This is a genomic window from Desertibaculum subflavum, from assembly GCA_003576705.1.
GTDB lineage: Bacteria > Pseudomonadota > Alphaproteobacteria > Ferrovibrionales > Ferrovibrionaceae > Desertibaculum > Desertibaculum subflavum.
This window is the reverse complement of record QOZS01000032.1, coordinates 1-21587: the sequence shown is the minus strand read 5'-3', so window position 1 is coordinate 21587 and position 21587 is coordinate 1. Positions and strand designations below refer to the sequence as shown.

Sequence of the window (21587 nt, the reverse complement as noted above, 5' to 3'; positions counted from 1 at the left end):
CCTCAGGATGAGGTAGTCGACCGACATGACATCGCGGCCGCCCTCGCCCTGAGGAGCACGCGCAGCGTGCGTCTCGAAGGACAAGGGCGCTGTCACCGCCCCGCTCCCGCCGGCGCGCCGATGCCGAAATTCGGCGTCGCGACCTTGGCCGCTTCGGCGCGGGTGTCGACGGCGACCTCGACGGAGAGGCCCGGCACCAGGCGGCGCACCAGCGGGTCGTCGTCGGCGAGGCGGATGCGCACCGGCACGCGCTGCACGATCTTGGTGAAATTGCCGGTCGCGTTCTCCGGCGGCAGCAGGCTGAACTTGGCGCCGCTCGCCGGCGCGAAGCTCTCGATATGGCCGGCGAGCCGGGCGCCGCGGAACGCGTCGACCGTCACCGCCACCGCCTGACCCGGCCGCATGCGGGCGAGCTGCGTCTCCTTGAAATTGGCGACCACGTAGGTGGAGCCGGTCGGCACCAGCACCATCATCTGCGCGCCGGGCCGCACATACTGCCCGGTCTGCACCGAGCGGTTGCCGACGATGCCGTCGGCCGGCGCGCGGATCGTCGTGTTGTCGAGATCGAGCTTGGCGGCGGCGAGCGCGGCCTGCGCCTCCATCGCCTGCGCCTCCGCCTCGCGGCGCTGCGCGGTGAGCAGCTGCACCTGGCCGACCTGGGAAGCGAGCGCGGCGCGGACGCGGTCGCGCGCGGCGACCGCCTTGCGGTGATCGGTCTGCGCCGTGTCGTAGCGCTGGCGCGAGGCGATGTTCTGTTCCGACAGCGACCTGTAGCGGTTGACCTCGAGCAGCGCATGGGCGAGGTCGGCCTCGGCGGCCGCGACCACCGCCTGCGCCTCGGCGACCAGGTTGACGTTGAGGGTGAGCCGGGTCTCCGCGCTCTGGATGCCGGCGCGGGCGGTGGCGAGCTTGGCCTCGGCCTGGGCCAGCCGGATGCGGTAGTCGCTGTCGTCGATCACCGCCAGCACGTCGCCCGCCTTCACGCCCTGGTTCTCGGCCACCGCCACCTCGGCGACGTAGCCCGCGACCTTGGGCGCGATGACGGTCAGGTTGGCCTCGACATAGGCGTTGTCGGTGCTTTCCACGAAACGGCCATGCTGCCACCAGCCCCAGCCCCAATAGCTGCCCGCCGCCAGCGCGGCGACCAGCAGGATCGACAGCAGGATTTTGCGTATCATGGGATTCCGAGGCGCTTCCGGAAGGCAAACTAGACCGCACAGTTTGATAAATCGAGTCGGGTTTCGAGCCGCCGGCGTTCCCTCCCGGGCGCGATTGCGTTAAGACGCGGCGCCGCTGCCGAGAGGCCTCATGACCCGCCGTCGCCACCCCGTCTTCTGCGCCATCGACACGCCCGACCTGGCCAATGCCAAGGCGCTGGCCGATATCGCCGCCGCGGCCGGCTTCGGCATCAAGCTCGGCAAGGAGTTCTTCGCCGCCAACGGCCCGCAGGGCGTGCGCGACGTGCGCGAGCCCGGCACGCCGCTCTTCCTCGACGTCAAGTTCCACGACATCCCGAACACGGTGGCCGGCGCGATCCGCTCGGCGGCGGTGCTGGCGCCGACCTTCATCACCATCCACGCGGCCGGCGGCCCGGCCATGCTGCGCGCCGCCGCTGCGGCGGCTGCCGAGTTCGGCCAGGTGCGGCCGAAGCTGCTCGGCGTCACCGTGCTGACCTCGCTCGATGCCGGCGACCTCGCGGCGACCGGCGTCACTGGCTCGGTGGAGCAGCAGGTGCTGCGCCTCGCCCGGCTGGCGGTCGATTGCGGCCTGGACGGGCTGATCTGCGCGCCGCAGGAGATCATGCCGCTGCGCGCCGCCTTCGGGCCCAAGGTGCAGCTGGTGGTGCCCGGCATCCGCCCGGCCGGCAGCAAGGCCGACGACCAGAAGCGAGTGATGACCCCGCGCGAGGCGCTGGAAGCCGGGGCCGACTGGCTCGTCATCGGCCGGCCGATCAATGCGGCGCCGGACCCCGCCAAGGCGGTGGCGGCGATCGCCGCCGAGATCGCGGCATGAGCCTGTTCGTCAAGATCTGCGGCCTCGATGCGCCGGACAGCGTCGCCATGGCGGTGGTGGAAGGCGCCGCCATGGTCGGCTTCGTGTTCTATCCGCCCTCGCCGCGCAATCTGACGCCGGAAGCCGCCGGGCGCCTGGTCGCCGGCGTGCCGAGCGGCATCGACCGGGTCGGCCTGTTCGTCGATCCGAAGGACAGCGAGCTCGGCGCCGTTCTGGCCGAGGCGCCGCTCGACCTGATCCAGCTGCACGGCTCGGAAACGCCCGCGCGGGTGAAGGAGGTGCGTGCCACCTTCAAGCGCCCGGTGATCAAGGCGATCAAGGTCGAAAATGCCGCCGATCTCGACGCCGCCTCGGCCTTCGACGGCGTGGCCGATTGGTTGCTGTTCGACGCCAAACCGCCTAAAACCATGACCAATGCTCTGCCCGGCGGAAATCGCGTCAGCTTCGACTGGACCTTGCTCCAAGGCCGCCGGTTCAAGCGGCCGTGGCTGCTCGCCGGCGGGCTCGATGCCGACAACCTCGCGGAAGCGGTCCGGCAGAGCGGAGCGATGGCGGTGGACGTCTCATCCGGCGTCGAACAGCGCCTGGGCGTAAAGGACCCGAAGCGCATCCAGGCCTTCCTCCGCGCGGCGCGCGCGCTCTAGGCGCCGGTCGCGCCCCAGCCGACAGAGCTTCCCCGATGAACGTCACCCAACGCCCCAATTCCTTCCGTATCGGTCCTGATCCGACCGGCCATTTCGGCGGCTATGGCGGCCGCTATGTCGCCGAGACGCTGATGCCGCTGATCCTCGACCTCGAGAAGCACTATCTCGCGGCGAAGGACGACGCGGCTTTCCAGGCCGAGCTCGGCGGCTATCTCAAGCACTATGTCGGCCGGCCCAGCGCGCTCTACTACGCCGAGCGGCTGACCCAGCATCTCGGCGGCGCCAAGATCTACTTCAAGCGCGAGGAGCTGAACCACACCGGCGCGCACAAGATCAACAATTGCGTCGGCCAGATCCTGCTCGCCAAGCGCATGGGCAAGACCCGCATCATCGCCGAGACCGGCGCCGGCCAGCACGGCGTGGCGACGGCGACGGTGGCGGCGCGCTTCGGCTTCCCCTGCGTGATCTACATGGGCGAGGTCGATATCGAGCGCCAGAAGCCGAACGTGTTCCGCATGGAGCTGCTCGGCGCCGAGGTGCGCGCGGTCAAGTCCGGCTCGCGCACCCTGAAGGACGCGATGAACGAAGCGCTGCGCGACTGGGTCACCAACGTGCACGACACCTACTACATCATCGGCACGGCAGCCGGCCCGCATCCCTATCCGATGCTGGTGCGCGACTTCCAGGCGGTGATCGGCAACGAGGCGAAGGCGCAGATGCAAGAGGCCGAGGGCCGCCTGCCCGACAGCCTGGTCGCCTGCATCGGCGGCGGCTCCAATGCCATCGGCCTGTTCCATCCCTTCCTCGATGATCCTTCGGTCGAGATCATCGGCGTCGAGGCGGCCGGCCACGGCATCGAGACCGGCCAGCATGCCGCCTCGCTTTCCGCCGGCCGGCCCGGCGTGCTGCACGGCAACCGCACCTATCTGCTGCAGGACGATGACGGCCAGATTACCGAGGCGCATTCGATCTCGGCCGGGCTCGACTATCCCGGCATCGGGCCCGAACATGCTTGGCTTAATGATTCGGGCCGGGTGAACTACGTCTCCGTCACCGACAAGGAGGCGCTGGCCGCGTTCCAGCTCTGCGCCCGGCTCGAAGGCATCCTGCCGGCGCTGGAGCCGTCGCATGCGCTGGCGCATATCATGCGCGACGCGCCGAACCGGCCGCGCGACCACATCATGCTGATGAACATGTCGGGCCGCGGCGACAAGGACGTCTTCACCGTGGCCGATGCGATGGGGAGCAAGCTGTGATGGGCGACATCCTCCCTCCGCCCGTCATGGCCGGGACAAGCCCGGCCATGACGATAGCGGCGAGGGCGGTTCGATGAGCCGTATCGAGGCGCGCTTCGCGCAGCTCAAGAAAGAAGGCCGCGCCGGGCTGGTCGCCTTCGTCACCGCCGGCGATCCGGACATGGCGACGGCGGCGCGCATCGTCGAGGGCCTGCCGGCCGCCGGCGCCGACCTGATCGAGCTCGGCATGCCGTTCACCGATCCGATGGCGGATGGCCCGGCGGTCCAGTTGTCGTCGCTGCGCGCGCTGAAGTCCGGTGCCACGCTGAACAAGACGCTGGAACTCGTCGCGCGGTTCCGCGCCAAGGACCAGACCACGCCGATCGTCCTGATGGGCTACTACAACCCGATCCACAACAAGGGGCTGGAGGCGTTCATCGCCGCCGCCAAGCAGGCCGGCGTCGACGGGCTGATCATCGTCGACCTGCCGCCGGAGGAAGACGGCGCGCTGCGCGGCCCGGCCGTAAAGGCCGGCATCGACATCATCCGCCTCGCCACGCCGACGACGGATGCGGCGCGGCTGCCGGCGGTGCTCGAAGGCGCCTCGGGCTTCCTCTACTACGTCTCCATCACCGGCATCACCGGCGCGGCGGCGCCGGATGCCGACGTGGTGGCGAAGGCGGTGGGCCGCATCAAGCAGACCTGCAAGCTGCCGGTCGCGGTCGGGTTCGGCATCCGCACGCCGGAGCAGGCCGCGGCCATCGCCCGCGTCGCCGATGCGGCGGTGGTCGGCTCCGCCCTGGTCAACGAGGTCGGCGCGGCGAAGACGCCGGACGAAGCGGTCACGCGCGTGCACGGCTTGGTGCAACGCCTGGCGGAGGGGGTGAGGAGCGCAAGATGAATTGGCTCACCAACACCGTCCTGCCGAAGATCCGCGCCCTCGGCGCCAAGAAGGAGGTCAAGGACAACCTCTGGACCAAGTGCCCGGCCTGCGCCCAGATGGTGTTCCAGCGCGACCTCGACGCGGCGCAACGCGTCTGCCCGCATTGCGGCCATCACATGCGCCTCGGCGCCAAGGCGCGGCTCGAAATGCTGTTCGACGACGCGCAGTGGACTCGGGTGCCGGTGCCCGACGTCCCGATGGACCCGCTCAAGTTCCGCGATTCCAAGCGCTATTCGGATCGCATGAAGGAAGCGCGGGCCAGATCCGAATCGCCGGATGCGATGACCGTGGGCCTGGGGCGCATCGGCGGCCATCCGGCGGTGGTGACGGTGCAGGACTTCGCCTTCATGGGCGGCTCCATGGGGCTCGCCGTCGGCGAGGCCTTCGTCACCGCGGCGCTGAAGGCCGTGAGCGAGCGCTGCCCCCTGGTCGTCGTCACCGCTTCCGGCGGCGCCCGCATGCAGGAAGGCATCCTGTCGCTGATGCAGATGCCGCGCTCGACCGTGGCGGTGCAGCGCCTGCGCGAGGCCGGCCTGCCCTATATCGTCGTGCTGACCGACCCCACCACCGGCGGCGTCACCGCCTCCTATGCCATGCTGGGCGACATCCACATTGCCGAGCCGGGGGCGCTGATCGGCTTCGCCGGTCCGCGCGTGATCGAGCAGACCATCCGCGAGACGCTGCCCCAGGGCTTCCAGCGCGCCGAGTATCTGCTGGAGCACGGCATGCTCGACATGGTGGTGCATCGCCACCGGCTGAAGGAAGCGCTGGCCCGTCTCATCGGTCTGCTGACGGTGCGCGAGCAGGTCCAGGCGGTGGCCGAGATCGACATCCCGGAAGCGGCGCCCACCGCCAACTGACATGCGAGCTGATATGCCGCCGCCCCGCCACGATCTGATCCTGGCGCGGCTGCGCAAGCTGCATCCGCGCCTGATCGATCTCTCGCTCGGCCGCATGCATCGCATCCTGGCGACGCTTGGACATCCCGAGCGCCAGCTGCCGCCGGTGATCCACGTCGCCGGCACCAACGGCAAGGGCTCGCTGATCGCCTATCTGCGCGCGATGCTGGAGGCCGCCGGATATCGCGTGCATGCCTTCACCTCGCCGCATCTCGTGCGCTTCAACGAGCGCATCCGGCTGGCCGGCCGGCTGATCGAGGATGCCGAGCTCGAAGCCGTGCTGGAGGCGGCGGAAACCGCCAATGCCGGCTTGGCCATCACCGAGTTCGAGATCGTCACCGCGGCGGCCTTGCTCGCCTTCGCCCGCCACCCGGGCGACGTTCTGCTGCTCGAGACCGGGCTCGGTGGCAATTTCGATTCGACCAACGTGGTCGACCGGCCGGCGCTGACCGCGATCACGCCGATCGATTTCGACCACATGGAGTTTCTGGGGCGGACCCTGCCGGAGATCGCCACCGCCAAGGCCGGCATCCTGAAGCCCGGCGTCATCGGCGTGATCGGGCCGCAACGCCCGGAGGCCGCGGCGGTGATCGCCGCCGCCGCCGCCCGCATCGGCGCCCCGCTGTTTCGGCGCGACGGGGAGTTCCAAGTCGAGCGGCTGGCAGAGGGCTTTCGCTACCGCGACGCCGCAGGCGCGCTGGACCTGCCGGCGCCGGTCCTGCCGGGCGACCACCAGATCGACAATGCGGCGACCGCGGTCGCCTGCGCCCGGCGGCTCGACGGTTTCCGGCTGGATGCCGCCGCCATTGCGGCCGGGCTCACCGCCGCCGACTGGCCGGCGCGGCTGCAGCGGCTGCGCCGCGGGCCGCTGGTCGATGCCCTGCCTGAGGGCGAGATCTGGCTCGACGGCGGCCACAACCCGCACGGCGCCCGGGCCGCCGCGGCGTTTCTCCGCAGCCTGCCGTCGCGGCCCACGCATCTGATCGTCGCGGCGAAGGCGAACCGCGATGCGGCCGACCTGCTGGCGCCCTTTGTCGGCCTCGCCGCCGGCGTGGTCGGCATCGCCATTCCAGGCGATCCGAACTGTCACCCGCCGGAGGCCATTGTCGCCGCCGCCGCCGGTCTCGGCATGGCCGCGGCGCCGGCGGCCGACCCGGCCGCCGCCATGGCGATCGTCGCCGCGAGGGCCGCCTCGGCGCGCCTGTTGATCACAGGATCATTATATTTGGCAGGGGCGATCCTGGCCGCGAACGGTTAGCGAAACCAGGTTCGATTATCTGATCCTTAAACAACTTTACATTTGATTGAGCGGCAGTATTCGAGGTTGTCCCCTTTATGTCGGTTCCCGCCCGCGCCGGCAGAGCCATGTCTTCCGCTGACGGCAGCCGCATGGACGCGTCTGCCGAGGACCGACTGCGCGATTTCGCCGACGCCGCCTTCGAATGGTTCTGGGAACAGGACGCTGATCTCCGCTTCACCTATTTCTCGTCCAATGTCGAGGCCGCATCGGGGTTTCCGGCCGGCGACTTCCTCGGCAAGACCCGCGGCGAGACCCGCCCGCTCGGGGTCAGCCCCGAGGCCTGGTCCCGCCACCTCGACGATCTGCTGAACCACCGGCCGTTTCGCGACTTCCGTTTCGCCCGCCAGGACAGCGAAGGCCGCACGCGCTGGTTCTTTACCGGCGGCAAGCCGATCCATGACGCCGAAGGCCGCTTCGCCGGCTATCGCGGCGTGGGCCGGGAGATCACCGCCGAGGTCGAGGCGGAAGCGCGGGCCCGGGCGGCGGAAGTCCGCCTTACCGACGCGATCGAGAGCCTCTCCGACGGCTTCGTCCTGTTCGACAAGGACGACCGCCTGGTCAAGTTCAACAACTCGCTGCCGGGCTTCGCGGCAACCTTCGGCGACGGCGCGATCGGCCGCACCTATCGCGAGCTGCTGACCGATATCCTGCAGCGGGGCCTGATCCTGCGGCCGCCGGAATTCGCCACCGACCAGGGCTGGATCGACTATGTGCTGGCGCTGCGCGCGCCGGGCTTTGCCGATTACGAGGTGCAGACGCGCCGCGGCCGCTGGTTCGCCTGTCGCGACCGGCGCACCAGCGACGGCGGCACCGTCGGCATCCGGGTCGATATCACCGAGACCAAGCGGCGCGAGCAGGAGCTTGCCGCGCGGGAGGCGCGCGCCGTTGCGGCCGAGCACCGCCTGCGCGACGCCATCGACGCGCTGGCCGACGGCTTCATCCTCTACGACGCCGAGGATCGCGTCGTCATCGGCAACGAGGCGCTGATCCGGCAAAGCCCGATCTACGGTTCAACGGAGGCCATCGTCGGGCAGACCTACGACGATCTGATGCGGAAAGCGGCCGCGAGCGGCTATTTCGCCGATCCGGCGGCGCAGGCCGACCCGGCCGGGTGGGTGACCAGGCTTCGCGAGCGTCGCAAGAGCAGCTCGCGCCGAACCGAAGGCGCGCAGATCGAAACCTCCGACGGACGCATCTTCCAGTACCGCGTGCATCCGACGCGCGAGGGCGGCCTGGTCGGCATCCGGACCGATGTCACCGACATGCGTCGCCGCGAGGCGGAGCTCGCGCGCCGCGAGGCGCGGGCGGTGGCCGCGGAGCAGCGCCTGCGCGACGCCATTGAGGCGATGGCCGATACCTTCGTGCTCTATGACGCCGACGATCGCGTCGTCGTCTGCAATCAGCGCTATGTCGACCAGATCGGATTCGGCTCGGTGGAAGAGGTGCAGGGACGCACCTATGCCGAAAACATGCGGCGCCTGTTGGCGCGCGGCTTCTTCGACGACCCGCTGGCGAAGGCCGATCCCGAGAAATGGATTGCCGATCGCCTGACCGCGCGCTGGCACGACGACTTCGGCCGCGACATCACGCTGGCCGACGGGCGCATCAATCGCGTACGCACCCAGCGCACGCGCGACGGCGGCCTGGTCTCGATCATGAGCGACGTCACCGAGGACCGGGCCCGCGAGGCCCGTGCGGTGGCGGCGGAGCTTCGCTTGCGCGAAGCGATCGAGAGCATGAGCGACGGCTTCTCGCTCTGGGGCCCCGACGACAGGCTGATTCTGTCCAACAGCCGGCACCTGGAGATCTTCGGCCTCGCCGAGGCGGAGCTGACCGGCAAGACCTGGACCGAGGTCGCGCGCGTGTTGCACCAGCGCGGATTCTACGACGCGGCCATCACGCCCTTCGACGTGGAAAGCTGGCGCGACCGGCAGAAGGCGGGCGTCACCGCCGGCCTGCATGACCGCGAGGTCAAGCTGCGCGACGGCCGCACCCTGCATGTTCGCGCGCGGCGCATGCCCGATGGCATGCTGCTGCAGGTGACCAGTGACATCACCCGTGACCGCGATCGCGAGACGCGCGCGCGCCGGGCCGAAGAGCAGCTGCGCGACGCGATCGAAAGCCTGTCGGACGCCTTCATCCTGCGCGACGGCGATGACCGGCCGGTGATGTACAACCGCCGCTACCTCGACCTGCTCGGCTTTGATGATCCCGCCGCGCTGGCGCAGATGACATCCGAAGAGGTCCGCCGGCATCTGCTGGCGCGCAAGTTCTTCGCCGAGCCCATGGCGTTGCAGGATCCGGAAGCCTGGCTTGCCGAGCGGCGCGCGCACCGCCTGGGTGCAGCGGGCGAGGCCGAGGCGGTGGATAGCCGTCTGGCCGACGGTCGGGTTCTCAACGTGCGCACCCGGCGCACGGCGGGCGGCGCCATGGTGACCATTCTCAGCGACGTCACCGCCGACCGCGAGCGCGAGACGCGCGCGCTACGCGCCGAGGCGCAGTTGCGCGATGCCATCGAAAGCCTGTCCGACGGCTTCATTCTGCGCGATGCGAAAGATCTGCCAGTGATGTGCAATCGCCGCTATCTGCAGATGTTCGGCTTCGCGGCGGAGGATCTGGCCGGCAAGACGTCGGACGATGTGCGCCGCCTGCTGTTCCTCCGCGGCTTCTTCGCCGATCCCATCCTCGACACCAACCCGGAGCAATGGTTCTCGGGCTGGCTCGCCCCCAAGAAGGGGCCGGATGCCGTGGATGTGCGGCTGGCCGACGGTCGCATTCTCAATATCCGCACGCGTGCCACCGAAGCGGGCGGCATGGTCACGATCTTTGCCGACGTCACCGCGGAACGCGAGCGCGACCGGCGCGAACGCGAGGCCGAGCTGTTGCTGCGCACCGCGATCGATTCGATCGACGACAGCTTCAGCCTGTGGGACAGGAACGATCGCCTGCTGCTGTGGAACCAGCCGTTCGAGCGTCGGCTCAGTGCGACCGGCTCGGGTCCGATCCGCGGCATCACCTATCGCGATTTCATCCTGCTCAGGGCGCAGGAGGGGGCGGTCGATACCGGCGGCCTGCAGCCGTCCGACTATGCCGAGACGGCGGCGCAGCGCCATCGCCGCCTGGAAACCCGCGAAGCGATCTATCGCGACGGCTCGACCATCCTGGTCCGCGAGCGCGCCCTGCCCGATGGCGGCATCGTCCGGCTCGACACCGACATCACCGAGCGCAAGCGCCAGGAGCGGCTGGTGCACGAGGCGGAGCAGCAATTGCGCACTGCCATCGAGACGCTCGACGACGGTTTCAGCTTGTGGGACGCGCAGGATCGCCTGCTCCTGTGGAATCGGCCGCTGGAGGAGCTCTTCAGCGTCACCGGGGTGCCGGTCATGCGCGGCATGCCGTTCCGTGAGTGGGTCGAACGGCATGTCCGCTCGGGCAAGGTCGATACCGGCAAGCTCTCCGCCGACGAGTTCATCGCGCAGCGCAACCAGGCGCATCGGGCCTTCGGCGTGCGCGAGATCACCTTCACCGACGGGCGTACCCTGCTGGTGCGCGAGCAGCGCCTCCCTGAAGGCGGCACGGTCCGCCTCGATATCGACATCACCGCGCGCAAGCACCAGGAGACTCAGCTGGTCGACGCGAAGGAGGCGGCGGAGCAGGCGAGCCGCGCCAAGTCGACCTTCCTCGCCACCATGAGTCACGAGCTGCGCACGCCGCTCAACGCCATCCTCGGCTTTTCCGAGACCATGGCGAAGGAGATGCTGGGTCCGCTCGGCACGCCGCGCTATCTCGACTACGCGGCCGATATCCATTCGAGCGGCATGCTGCTGCTCGACCTGATCAACGACATGCTCGACATGTCGCGCATCGAGGCCGGCCGCTACGAGCTGCGCCGGGAGACGGTGAAGCCCGACGACCTGGCGCACGAGGCGATCGGCGTGATCGGGGTGCAGGCCGACAAGGCGGGCGTCGCCCTCGGGGCCGAGATCGAGGCCGGCATGCCGCGCGTCGCCCTCGACCGCCGCGCGGTACGCCAGGTGCTGCTCAACCTGCTCTCCAACGCGATCAAGTTCTCCAAGGCAGGCGATACGGTGACGCTCAGTGCGGGTGTGGTGGAGGGCATGCTCCGCTATCGCATCGCCGACCAGGGCATCGGGATCGCCAAGCAGGATATCGGCCGTCTTGCGCGGCCGTTCGAACGTGCCGGCAACGTCATGACCCAGCCGATCCAGGGCACCGGCCTCGGCCTTTCCATCAGCAAGCGGCTGATCGAACTGCATGGCGGCAAGCTCGAGATCGAGAGTGAGCTCAACCGCGGCACCACGGTGACCGTGCTGCTGCCGATCATCGGCGCTTGAACTCGCAAACATAGCCCGCCACAAAGCGGGCCATGCGGATCATTGCCGGAACCTGGCGCGGGCGGCGCCTGATGGCGCCCGAGGGCGCTGCCGTCAGGCCGACCTCGGACCGCGTGCGCGAGGCGCTGTTCGGCATTCTCGCCCATGCGCCGGCCTGGCGACGCCCGGCCGGCCCGCTGCCCCTCGACGCCGTGGTGCTCGATGCCTTCGCCGGCACCGGTGCCGCCGGCATCGAGGCGCTGTCGCGCGGCGCCCGTGCCGCCATCTTCCTGGAGCGGGATGCCGAGGCGGCGGCGCTGATCCGGCGCAACCTGCGCCAGCTCGGCGCCGAGCAGCAAGGCCAGGTCGTCGAGCGCGACGCCACCCATCCCGGCCGCGCCAGCCGCGCCGCCGATCTCGTGCTGCTCGACCCACCCTATCGATCGGGTCTCGCCGCGCTCGCGCTGGTCGAGCTGGCCGAGGGCGGCTGGCTCGCGCCCGAGGCCGCGGCGGTGGTCGAGACCGAGGATCGCGAGGCCTTCGAGGCGCCGGATGGATTCGAGCTGGTCGACCGCCGCCGCTATGGCCGCGCCGCGCTGCATTTCCTGCGCCGGGTTGCCGCCCAGTGATGCGTTTCGTGCTGCTCGTGGCGCTGGCGGCCCTGGCCGGCATGCCGGCGGTGGCCGAGCGTGTTGCCATTACCTCCGTTCCGGTGCCGCTCGACGGCGACCGGCCGGAACGGCAGGGCGTCGGTCGCCTGACCTACCTCGCGGGGTATGAGCTCAAGGCCGTGCACGAGGGCTGGGGCGGGTTCTCCGATCTCGAGCTGGCGGCGGACGGTGCCGAGCTGCGCGCCGTTGCGGACCAGGGTTTCTATCTCAGCCTGGCGATTGCGCTTGACGCAGAGGGCCGGCTTCTGGCGCCGGATCGAGCGGATCTCGCGCGCCTGATCGGGCTCGATGGTCAGCCGTTGGGCGGCAAGCGCGGCGCCGATGCCGAGGCGACGGCGCGGCTCGACGACGGCTCGCTGGTGATTGCCTTCGAGCAGCGCCACCGCCTCGTGCGCTATCCGCCGGGCCAGCCGCCGACCGCGACGCGGCCGGTGCCGTTCCCCGCGCCCGGCCGCCTGTCCCGCCTGCCGCCGAATGGCGGCATCGAGGCGCTGGCGGCCTTGCCGCAAAGCCGGTTGCTGGCGCTTGCCGAGGATCCGCTGGAAGGCGAAACCGAGGGCGCCGCATGGCTGCAGGATGCGGCCGGCTGGCATCGCCTCACTGTCAGGCGCAGCCTGTTGTTCCGCCCCACGGCGGCGGCACTGCTGCCCGGCGGCGATGTTTTGCTGCTGGAACGGCGCTTCACCCTGATCGGCGGCGTGGCCGCCCGGCTCTCGCGCATACCGGCGGGGACGATCCGCCCCGGCGCGGCGCTCGTGCCCGAGCCGCTGGCCGAGCTCGCCTCGCCGCTGACGGTCGACAATTTCGAGGGGATCGCGATCGGCCGCGGGCCGCGCGGCGAGACCTTGGTCTACCTGATCTCGGACGACAACACGAACATGCTGCAGCGGACCTTGCTGCTGCAGTTCCGGCTGGACTGAAGGCCGGGAAGCCTCAGGCCGCGGCGGCGAGCTTCTTCTTCAGGTCGCGCTTCAGGCGCAGCGCGGTCGGCGACAGCAGCTCGCTGTCGGTCTTCAGCAGCCAGGCGTCGAGGCCGCCGGCATGCTCCATCGACTTCATGCCGTGGGCCGAGAGGCGCAGCCGGATCGACCGGTTGAGCTTGTCGCTCATCACCGTGACCACCCGCAGGTTCGGCTTGAACTTGCGCCGCGTCTTGTTGTTGGCGTGGCTCACGTTGTTGCCGGACTGGACGCCCTTGCCGGTGAGTTCGCAACGACGGGACATGACGCTCCTCCGCCCTTCCAGCAGGGCACCGAACACGTAGCGCGGCGGGAAGGGCCCGCCGCGAAGGCGCGTTTCCTAAGGGCGGGGGGGCGCGCTGTCAAGGCTGGGCCGCAAACGTCGCGCCCGCGTCCGCCTTCTGGTTTTTCGTCTATCCCGATATAAATAAACGCTAATATCCGGACCGGGAGGATCTGCCATGGCCCAGGCGCGGATTTCGACCTATGCCGAGTTCTGGCCCTATTACCTGCGCGAGCACAGCAAGCCGTCGGCGCGTGCGCTGCACTATGTCGGCTCGACGCTCGCCATCCTCTGCCTGGTCGCGCTGGGGCTGACCGGCATCTGGTGGTGGTTCCTGGCCGCGTTGGTGGCCGGCTACGGCCCGGCCTGGACCGCGCATTTCTTCGTCGAGCACAACCGGCCGGCGACGTTCACCTACCCCTTCTGGTCGCTCGGCAGCGACTTTCGCATGTACGGGCTCTGGCTCACCGGCCGGCTCGGCCCGCATCTCGCTGCCGCAGGCGTCGCCTCGACACCTGCGCGGGCAGCGTGAAGCTCGCCTTCCATCCGCTGGCGCCGGATCGCTGGGCCGATCTCGAGGCGCTGTTCGGCCCGACCCGCGGCGCCGTCTCCGGCTGCTGGTGCATGTGGTTCCGGCTGACCCGCGGCGAATGGACCGGGCATGGCCGCGACGGCCGCAAGCGCGCCTTCAAGCGCCTGGTCGAGAAGGGCCCGCCGCCCGGCATCCTCGCCTATGACGGGCGGCGCGCCGTCGGCTGGTGCGCCATCGCGCCGCGGGAGGCGACGCCGCGGATTGCCACTTCGCGCGTGGCCAAGCCGATCGACGACAAGCCGGCCTGGGCGATCACCTGCTTCTACATCGACAAGGAATATCGCGGCCGTGGCGTGATGGCGGCGCTGGTCAAGGCGGCGACGGCGCATGCGAAGCAGGCCGGGGCCCGCCTGGTCGAGGCCTATCCGATGGAAAAGGTCGGCAGCACCGCCTGGGGCGGCGCCTTCGTGGGCGTGGCTTCCTGCTTCACGGGCGCCGGCTTCAAGGAAGCGGCGCGCCGGACGCCCAACCGGCCGCTGATGCGCAAGAGCCTGTAGCAGTCAGTAGTTGCGCCACAGCCCGGGCGTCGCGACCTCCAGCAGATTGCCCTCGGGATCGCGGAAGAACAGGCTCTTGCCGCCCTTCGCCCACGCGACCCGGCTTTCGATTGCGACCTTGTGGCGCTCGAGATGCGCTTCCCAGTCGGCGAGTGCGCCGGCATCGATGGCGAAGGCAACGTGGCCTTTGCCCTGGCCGTCATGGCCCGGCACGGTGCCGCCGGGGATCTGCGTGTCGTCCGCGGTGTGGCCGCGCTTGAACATCAGCAGCACGCTGCCGGCGCCGATCGGGCAGGCGGCGAGCCGGTCGTCCTCGAACATGGGCTTAAGGCCCATCACCTCGCCGTAGAAGCGCTTGGCGGCGTCGAGGTCGTCGAAATAGAGCGAAGTCTCCAGCACGGCGTCGAGCTTCGGCATGGGCTCACCGGCCTTTCTTCAGGCGCGGTCCCTGAGCTCCGTGGCGCCGCTGCGGCCGGCGCAATGGGCACAGCAGAAGATCGCGCCGCTCTTTTCTACACCATGGCCGATCACCCGGCACTGGCAATGGGCGCAGCGCGGTGCCAGCGCCTCGATCGCGCATTCGAAACTGTCGAAGGTCCAGGTCTTGTCCTTCTGCAGCACGCGGAAGGCCTTGTCGTAGTCGTTGCCGCATTGGTCGCAGACGGCCATGGCGGGGTCTCCTGATCCGGAAAGGGCCTGCCAAGGCAACGGAAGGTGGCGGCGAAGGTTCCGCGGTTGCCGCCCCACCGGCGGCGCCATAGGTTGCCGGGATGAGCACCGCTCCGAGCGACTTCGCGCGCAACAACCTCGACCGCGAATCGAGCCCCTATCTGCTGCAGCACCACGACAATCCGGTGCACTGGCAGGCCTGGGCGCCGGAGGTCCTGGCGCATGCCCGTGCGACAGGCAAGCCGATCCTGCTTTCGGTCGGCTACGCGGCCTGCCACTGGTGCCACGTGATGGCGCATGAGAGCTTCGAGGACGACGCCACCGCCGCGGTGATGAACGAGCTCTTCGTCAACATCAAGGTCGACCGCGAGGAGCGTCCCGATATCGACAGCATCTACCAGAGCGCGCTGGCCCTGCTCGGCGAGCAGGGCGGCTGGCCGCTCACCATGTTCCTCAATCCGGATGGCGAGCCGTTCTGGGGCGGCACCTATTTCCCGCCGGAGAGCCGCTGGGGCCGGCCGGCCTTCAAGGACTTGCTGCGCCGCGTGGCCCAGGTGTTCCGCGAGGACAGCGACACCATCGCCAAGAACCGCACCGCGCTGCTCGACGGGCTCGGCAAGCTTTCGGCGCGCGGCGCCGAGGGCGACAAGGCGGAGATCTCGCCGGATTTCCTCGGCAAGGTGGCGACGCGCCTGCTGCGCGAGGTCGATCCGGTCGAAGGCGGCATCGGCGACGCGCCCAAGTTTCCCCAGACCTACAACATCGAGGTTCTGTGGCGCGGCTATCTGCGCACCGGCGGCGCCATGTTCCGCGATGCGGTGACCCTGACGCTCGACAAGATGAGCCAGGGCGGCATCTACGACCATCTCGGCGGCGGCTATTCGCGCTATTCCACCGATGCTCGCTGGCTGGCGCCGCATTTCGAGAAGATGCTGTACGACAACGCGCAGCTGATCGACCTGCTGCGCCTCGTGCATGCGGAGACCGCCGCGCCGCTCTACGAGCAGCGCATCCACGAGACCATCGAATGGGTGCTGCGCGAGATGATCGCCGAAGGCGGCGGCTTCGCGGCGACCCAGGATGCCGATTCCGAAGGCGCGGAAGGCAAGTTCTACGTCTGGACCGAGGCGGAGATCGACGCCGCGCTCGGCCCGGATGCGGCGCTGTTCAAGCACCACTACGACGTCACGCCGCACGGCAACTGGGAAGGCCATACCATCCTGAACCGCTCAGGCCGGCCGGCGCTCGCCGATGCGGCGACGGAAGCGAAGCTCGCACACTGCCGCGCGAAGCTGTTCGCTGTTCGCGAGCACCGCATCAAGCCCGGCTGGGACGACAAGGTGCTGGCCGATTGGAACGGGCTGATGATCGCGGCCATGTCCGATGCCGGCGCCGCCTTCCGCGCCCCGGCCTGGATCGAAGCGGCGGAGCGCGCCTTCGCCTTCGTGACCACGACGATGCAGTCGGACGGGCGGCTCCGCCATGCCTGGCGCGCGGGCAAGCTCGCGCGCGATGGCTTCCTTGACGACCACGCCAACATGGCGCGTGCGGCGCTGGCGCTGCATGAAGCGACCGGCACGCCGAACTACCTGACCCAGGCCGCCGCGTGGGTCGCGGTGCTCGACCGGCACTACTGGGACGCAGAACGCGGCGGCTATTTCTACACCGCCGACGATGCCGAGGCGCTGATCGTCCGCACCCGCCACGCGCATGACAACGCCGTGCCCTCGGGCAACGGCACCATGGTCGGCGTCTTGGCGCGGCTCGAGGCGCTGACCGGCGAGGCGAAGTATCGCGAGCGCGCCCTCGCTCTCATCGACGCCTTCGCGGCCGAACTCGGCCGCAATGCCTTCGCCTATGCGACCCTTCTGAACAACGCCGAAACCCTGTTTCGTCCGGTCAACGTCGCCGTGGTCGGCAGCCGTGGCGAACCGGAAACCGAAGCTCTGCTCGCCGCCGCCCGATCGGTCTCCTGCCCCGACCGCATCATCGCCGTGGTGGCGCCCGGCCAGGACCTGCCCGCGGGCCATCCCGCCCACGGCAAGCGCGCGCAGGGCGGCAAGGCCACGGCCTATGTCTGCATCGGCGAGACCTGCTCGCTCCCCGTCACCGACCCCGCCGCGCTCGCCGAAGAGCTGCCGCAACCCTGAACGATCGCTGCTATTCTGCGCCGGGGAGACGGCGCCAAAGCGGCGATGCACACGCTCAATATCGACAGCCCACTCGGCAAGCTTTCGCTCTACGAGCGCGAGGGGGCGATCATTGCGCTCCGCTTCGGGCCGGCGCCGGCGGCGGCGGGCGACGGCGCGCCGGTGCTGCGCCAGGCGGCGCGCTTCCTGGAGCGCTATTTCGCCGGCCGAGCGGGGCCTTGCGAGCTGCCGCTGGATCCCGGCGGCACCCGTTTCCAGAAGCAGGTCTGGCGCCTGATGCGCGAGATTCCCTACAGCGAAACAGCTACTTACGCCGATTTCGCCGGGCGGCTGAAAAGCGTGCCGCGCGCCGTCGGCCAGGCCTGCGGCGCCAACCCGATCCCGATCCTGATCCCCTGCCACCGGGTGCTCGGCTCCAGCGGCCGGCTCGGCGGCTTTTCCGGCGGCAAGGGCCTGCCGACCAAGCTCGACCTGCTGCGCCGCGAGGGCGCCTTGCTCTAGGGCGCCCCGACCGGTAGAACCCGCCGCCATGGGCGACTTCCGCATACCCGGCGCGGCGCGAATTATCGGCCCGGCCCTCGGCTGAGGGTCCGGGACACCGTCACTCGCCCCTAATTCTCCTCCGTTGCAGCGCGCCGGGAGCGCCCGATGAGCACCCCGCAAGACAAGAAGACGACGGAAGGCGGCACCGACTACCGCGCCACCGTCTTCCTCCCCACCACCGATTTCCCGATGAAGGCGGGCCTGCCGGCCAAGGAGCCGGAGATCCTGAAACATTGGGCCAGGCTCGACCTCTATCGGACGCTCAGAGAGCAGTCGAAGGGCCGCGAGCTCTTCGTCCTGCATGACGGCCCGCCCTATGCCAACGGCAACCTGCATATCGGGCACGCGCTCAACAAGATCCTGAAGGACGTGATCAACCGCTCGCGGCAGATGATGGGCTTCGACGCCAATTATGTGCCGGGCTGGGACTGCCACGGCCTGCCGATCGAGTGGAAGATCGAGGAGAAGTACCGCGCGGCGGGCAAGAACAAGGACGACGTGCCGATCGCCGAGTTCCGCCAGGAATGCCGCGACTTCGCTGATCACTGGGTCAACGTCCAGCGCGAGGAGTTCAAGCGCTTCGGCGTGATCGGCGACTGGGACAATCCCTATACGACGATGAGCTTCGCCGCCGAGGCGCAGATCGTCCGCGAGATCCAGAAATTCCTGATGAACGGCGGCCTGTTCAAGGGCTCGAAGCCGGTTCTGTGGTCGATCGTCGAGCGGACGGCGCTGGCCGAGGCCGAGGTCGAGTATCACGAGCACACCTCCGACACCGTGTTCGTGAAGTTCCCGGTGGTGAAGCCCGCTCTGCCGGCTTTGGCCGGTGCCGCGATCGTGATCTGGACCACCACGCCCTGGACCTTGCCCGGCAACCGCGCCATCGCGCTCTCCGCCGAGGCCGAGTACGCGCGTCTGCGCATCGACAGCCTGGGCGAGAAGTCGCTCGCCAAGGTGGGCGACGAGATCGTCGTGGCGGCCGATCTCGCCGAAGGCACGGCGCGGGCCTGCGGCATCGCGACCTGGAGCGAGCTCGCGCGGTTCAAGGGCGCCGATCTGGTCGGCACCGTCTGCGCGCATCCGCTGCGTGGCCAGGGCTACGATTTCGACGTGCCGGTCCTGGCCGGCGATTTCGTCACCATGGATGCCGGCACCGGCTTCGTGCACATCGCGCCGGGTCACGGCGCCGACGACTACAATCTCGGCACCGCCAACGGCATCGAGGTGCCGCATACGGTGGACGAGGACGGCCGCTATTTCCGCCACGTGCCGCTGTTCGGCGGCGACAAACCGGCCCGTGTGTTCGACGATGCCGGCAAGCCGGTCGACGCCAACCGCCGCGTGATGGAGGCGATGGCGCAGGCCGGCGCGCTGGTCGGGCGCGGGCGGCTGCGCCACCAGTATCCGCATTCCTGGCGGTCGAAGGCGCCGCTGATCTTCCGCAACACGCCGCAATGGTTCATCTCGATGGCGACCAACGACCTGCGCAAGAAGGCGCTGGCCGCGATCGAGGCGACCGAGTTCTTCCCCGCCCAGGGCCGCAACCGGCTCTACTCGATGATCGAGCAGCGGCCTGACTGGGTGATCAGCCGCCAGCGCGCCTGGGGCGTGCCGATCACCGTGTTCGAGCACAAGGAGACCGGCGAGCTGCTGCGCGACGAGGCGGTGAACGAGCGCGTGGTGCAGGCCTGTCTCAAGGGCGGCGCCGATGCGTGGTTCACGGCGAAGCCGGAGGACTTCCTCGGCAACCAGTACAATCCGGCCGAGTGGAAGATGGTGACCGACATCCTGGATGTCTGGTTCGATTCAGGCTCCACCCATGCCTTCGTGCTGGAGCAGCGGCCGGACCTGAAATGGCCGGCCTCGCTCTATCTCGAAGGCTCCGACCAGCATCGCGGCTGGTTCCACTCCTCGCTGCTGGAGAGCTGCGGCACCCGCGGGCGGGCGCCCTACGACGCCGTGCTGACGCATGGCTTCACGCTCGACGAGAAGGGCCGCAAGATGTCGAAGTCGCTCGGCAATGCGGTCGAGCCGGCGGATGTCATCAAGCAGTCCGGTGCCGACATCCTCAGGCTCTGGGTCGTCTCGACCGACTACACCGAGGACCAGAGCGTCGGCCCCGCCATCATCCAGGCGAACGCGGACGCCTATCGCCGCCTGCGCAACACCATGCGCTACCTGCTCGGCAATCTCGCCGGCTTCCAGGAAAGCGAGCGGTTGCCGCATGCCGAGATGCCGCCGCTGGAACGCTGGGTGCTGCACCGGCTCGCCGAGCTCGACCGCGTGGTGAAGGAGAGCTGCCAGGCCTACGACTTCCACCGCATGTACGTCGCGCTCTACAACTTCTGCGCCGTCGATCTCTCCAGCTTCTATTTCGACATCCGCAAGGACGCGGTCTATTGCGACGCGCCCACCAGCACCCGCCGCCGCGCCGCGCGCACGGTGCTGGACGCGCTGTTCATGCACCTGACGGCCTGGCTCGCGCCGTTCATCTGCTTCACGGCGGAGGAGGCCTGGCTCGCGCGCTTCCCCGGCGAAAAGTCGAGCGTGCATCTGCGCACCTTCCCCGACGTGCCGGCGGAATGGTTGGACCCGGCGCTGGCCGCGACATGGGACGAGATCCGCGACATCCGCCGCGTCGTCACCGGCGCGCTGGAGATCGAGCGCAAGGAGAAGCGCATCGGCTCCTCGCTGCAGGCGGGGCCGGTGGTGTACCTGAGCGGCGAGCGCCGCGCGGCGCTGGAAGGCATCGACTTCGCCGAAACCTGCATCACCTCCGGCATCGAGACCATCGAGGGCGACGGACCGGCCGATGCGTTCCGTCTGCCGGATGTGAGCGGCGTCGCCGTCGTGTCGAAGGCGGCGGCGGGCCACAAATGCCAGCGCTGCTGGCAGGTCCTGCCCGAGGTCGGCAAGCAGAGGAAGCCCGACCTCTGCCGCCGCTGCGACGACGCGGTGGCATGATGCGGCAATGGCAGCCGCAATCACGCTGTTTCGTCATGCCCGGGCTTGACCCGGGCATCCACGGTTTACGCCGCGCCGTCCGGAGGCGTGGATGGCCGGGTCAAGCCCGGCCATGACGATATCCCAGGGTGAACTCCGCTTCGGCCTGATGGTCGTGGCCGTCGTGCTGGTCCTGGACCAGGCCTCCAAATTCGTCCTGGTCGACCTGATGCGGGCCAATCCCGGCGGCCTTGAGATCGCCCCGTTCTTCAACCTGGTCCAGGTCTGGAACCGGGGCGTCAGCTTCGGGATGCTGGGCGGCGAGTGGTTCGGCGACAACCAGCGCTGGATTCTGGTGGTGCTCTCGATCGCGGTTTCCGTCCTGCTCGGCTTCTGGCTGCGCAAGGCGGAGCGGGGCATCGACCGGCTGGCGCTCGGCCTCGTCATCGGGGGCGCGCTCGGCAATGCGATCGACCGGGTCGTCTATGGCGCGGTGGCGGATTTCTTCGATTTCCACCTGGGCGGATGGCACTGGCCGGCCTTCAACATCGCCGACGCGGCGATCACCTGCGGGGCGGTCGGGCTGATCCTCGGCGCCATATTGCCGACAAGGTCACGGAGTTTAGAATAGGCACGATGCGCGCTTCGAAGGCACTCCTCCTGGCCGGCCTGGCCGCGGCTCCCCTGCTCGGCGGCTGCGACACCATCCGCGACACCTTCGGCACCGCAAGGCAGGCGCCGAACGAGTTCGAGGTGGTGACCCGGGCGCCACTCTCCGTGCCGCCCGACTTCCAGCTGCGCCCGCCGGAGCCCGGCGCCCCCCGTCCCCAGGAGCAGCGCCCGCGCGACGCCGCACAGACGGCGCTGACCGGCGCGGCCCCGACCCCGGCCGCCGGCCGCTCCGCCGGCGAG

The 21587-nt window shown here is 69.4% G+C and carries 20 protein-coding genes; 16 read left to right on the top strand and 4 right to left on the bottom strand.

Going from position 1 to position 21587, the window contains the following annotated elements:
- Positions 1 to 92 precede the first annotated feature (92 nt).
- Positions 93 to 1178 (bottom strand): HlyD family secretion protein, encoded by a 1086-nt coding sequence (locus DT074_RS17030; RefSeq protein ID WP_368744735.1) that lies wholly within the window; start codon positions 1176 to 1178, stop codon positions 93 to 95.
- Positions 1179 to 1308: 130 nt separating this feature from the next.
- Between DT074_RS17030 and pyrF the strand changes: the two genes are divergently transcribed.
- The 9 genes from pyrF to DT074_RS16985 all read left to right on the top strand — a co-directional run bounded on the left by pyrF (position 1309) and on the right by DT074_RS16985 (position 12959).
- The gene (gene pyrF, locus DT074_RS17025) at positions 1309 to 2013 is read left to right on the top strand and encodes an orotidine-5'-phosphate decarboxylase (RefSeq protein WP_119421057.1); all 705 of its coding nucleotides are present in this window, start codon (positions 1309 to 1311) and stop codon (positions 2011 to 2013) included.
- A complete protein-coding gene (locus tag DT074_RS17020) occupies positions 2010 to 2657 on the top strand; it encodes a phosphoribosylanthranilate isomerase (protein ID WP_119421056.1) in 648 nt (215 codons plus the stop codon). Before pyrF ends, DT074_RS17020 begins: the two co-directional genes overlap by 4 nt.
- A 35-nt stretch (positions 2658 to 2692) precedes the next feature.
- Positions 2693 to 3913, top strand: coding sequence for a tryptophan synthase subunit beta (gene trpB / locus DT074_RS17015; RefSeq protein WP_119421055.1), 1221 nt, complete (start codon positions 2693 to 2695; stop codon positions 3911 to 3913).
- A gap of 73 nt (positions 3914 to 3986) precedes the next feature.
- Complete coding sequence (trpA, locus tag DT074_RS17010; protein ID WP_119421054.1) at positions 3987 to 4793, top strand: tryptophan synthase subunit alpha; 807 nt, start codon at positions 3987 to 3989, stop codon at positions 4791 to 4793.
- Positions 4790 to 5695 (top strand): acetyl-CoA carboxylase, carboxyltransferase subunit beta, encoded by a 906-nt coding sequence (gene accD, locus DT074_RS17005; protein ID WP_119421053.1) that lies wholly within the window; start codon positions 4790 to 4792, stop codon positions 5693 to 5695. The genes trpA and accD overlap by 4 nt, the downstream gene beginning before the upstream one ends.
- Before the next feature lie 13 nt (positions 5696 to 5708).
- Positions 5709 to 6992 (top strand): bifunctional folylpolyglutamate synthase/dihydrofolate synthase, encoded by a 1284-nt coding sequence (locus DT074_RS17000; RefSeq protein WP_119421052.1) that lies wholly within the window; start codon positions 5709 to 5711, stop codon positions 6990 to 6992.
- A 131-nt stretch (positions 6993 to 7123) separates the two neighbouring features.
- Positions 7124 to 11389 carry a PAS-domain containing protein gene (locus DT074_RS16995; protein WP_162914964.1) on the top strand — a complete coding sequence of 1422 codons (4266 nt, stop codon included), beginning with the start codon at positions 7124 to 7126 and terminating at the stop codon, positions 11387 to 11389.
- 32 nt (positions 11390 to 11421) lie between these two features.
- Positions 11422 to 11997 (top strand): 16S rRNA (guanine(966)-N(2))-methyltransferase RsmD, encoded by a 576-nt coding sequence (gene rsmD / locus DT074_RS16990; protein WP_119421050.1) that lies wholly within the window; start codon positions 11422 to 11424, stop codon positions 11995 to 11997.
- Positions 11997 to 12959, top strand: coding sequence for an esterase-like activity of phytase family protein (locus DT074_RS16985; RefSeq protein WP_119421049.1), 963 nt, complete (start codon positions 11997 to 11999; stop codon positions 12957 to 12959). The genes rsmD and DT074_RS16985 overlap by 1 nt, the downstream gene beginning before the upstream one ends.
- 13 nt (positions 12960 to 12972) lie before the next feature.
- On the opposite strand, the gene rpmB is transcribed toward DT074_RS16985, so the two are convergent.
- Entirely contained in the window at positions 12973 to 13263 is a 291-nt protein-coding gene (gene rpmB, locus DT074_RS16980) for a 50S ribosomal protein L28 (protein WP_119421048.1), read from the bottom strand.
- Positions 13264 to 13459: 196 nt separating this feature from the next.
- Between rpmB and DT074_RS16975 the strand changes: the two genes are divergently transcribed.
- Both DT074_RS16975 and DT074_RS16970 read left to right on the top strand, forming a co-directional pair.
- Positions 13460 to 13813: an Mpo1-like protein gene (locus DT074_RS16975; protein ID WP_119421047.1), complete on the top strand. Its 354-nt coding sequence runs from the start codon at positions 13460 to 13462 to the stop codon at positions 13811 to 13813.
- A complete protein-coding gene (locus DT074_RS16970) occupies positions 13810 to 14370 on the top strand; it encodes a GNAT family N-acetyltransferase (protein WP_368744734.1) in 561 nt (186 codons plus the stop codon). The genes DT074_RS16975 and DT074_RS16970 overlap by 4 nt, the downstream gene beginning before the upstream one ends.
- A 3-nt stretch (positions 14371 to 14373) precedes the next feature.
- On the opposite strand, the gene DT074_RS16965 is transcribed toward DT074_RS16970, so the two are convergent.
- Both DT074_RS16965 and DT074_RS16960 read right to left on the bottom strand, forming a co-directional pair.
- Entirely contained in the window at positions 14374 to 14787 is a 414-nt protein-coding gene (locus DT074_RS16965; RefSeq protein WP_119421046.1) for a VOC family protein, read from the bottom strand.
- An 18-nt stretch (positions 14788 to 14805) separates the two neighbouring features.
- Complete coding sequence (locus DT074_RS16960; protein ID WP_119421045.1) at positions 14806 to 15039, bottom strand: metallothionein; 234 nt, start codon at positions 15037 to 15039, stop codon at positions 14806 to 14808.
- Positions 15040 to 15140: 101 nt separating this feature from the next.
- Between DT074_RS16960 and DT074_RS16955 the strand changes: the two genes are divergently transcribed.
- The 5 genes from DT074_RS16955 to DT074_RS16935 all read left to right on the top strand — a co-directional run.
- Complete coding sequence (locus tag DT074_RS16955) at positions 15141 to 17189, top strand: thioredoxin domain-containing protein (protein ID WP_119421044.1); 2049 nt, start codon at positions 15141 to 15143, stop codon at positions 17187 to 17189.
- 45 nt (positions 17190 to 17234) lie between these two features.
- The gene (locus DT074_RS16950) at positions 17235 to 17690 is read left to right on the top strand and encodes a methylated-DNA--[protein]-cysteine S-methyltransferase (RefSeq protein WP_119421043.1); all 456 of its coding nucleotides are present in this window, start codon (positions 17235 to 17237) and stop codon (positions 17688 to 17690) included.
- Between the two features lie 147 nt (positions 17691 to 17837).
- Positions 17838 to 20696, top strand: a complete 2859-nt coding sequence (ileS, locus tag DT074_RS16945) for an isoleucine--tRNA ligase (protein WP_119421042.1) — start codon at positions 17838 to 17840, stop codon at positions 20694 to 20696.
- A 91-nt stretch (positions 20697 to 20787) separates the two neighbouring features.
- The gene (lspA, locus tag DT074_RS16940) at positions 20788 to 21306 is read left to right on the top strand and encodes a signal peptidase II (protein WP_368744732.1); all 519 of its coding nucleotides are present in this window, start codon (positions 20788 to 20790) and stop codon (positions 21304 to 21306) included.
- A 5-nt stretch (positions 21307 to 21311) separates the two neighbouring features.
- The coding region (locus DT074_RS16935; protein WP_119421040.1) for a DUF3035 domain-containing protein at positions 21312 to 21587 on the top strand (276 nt) is incomplete at its 3' end.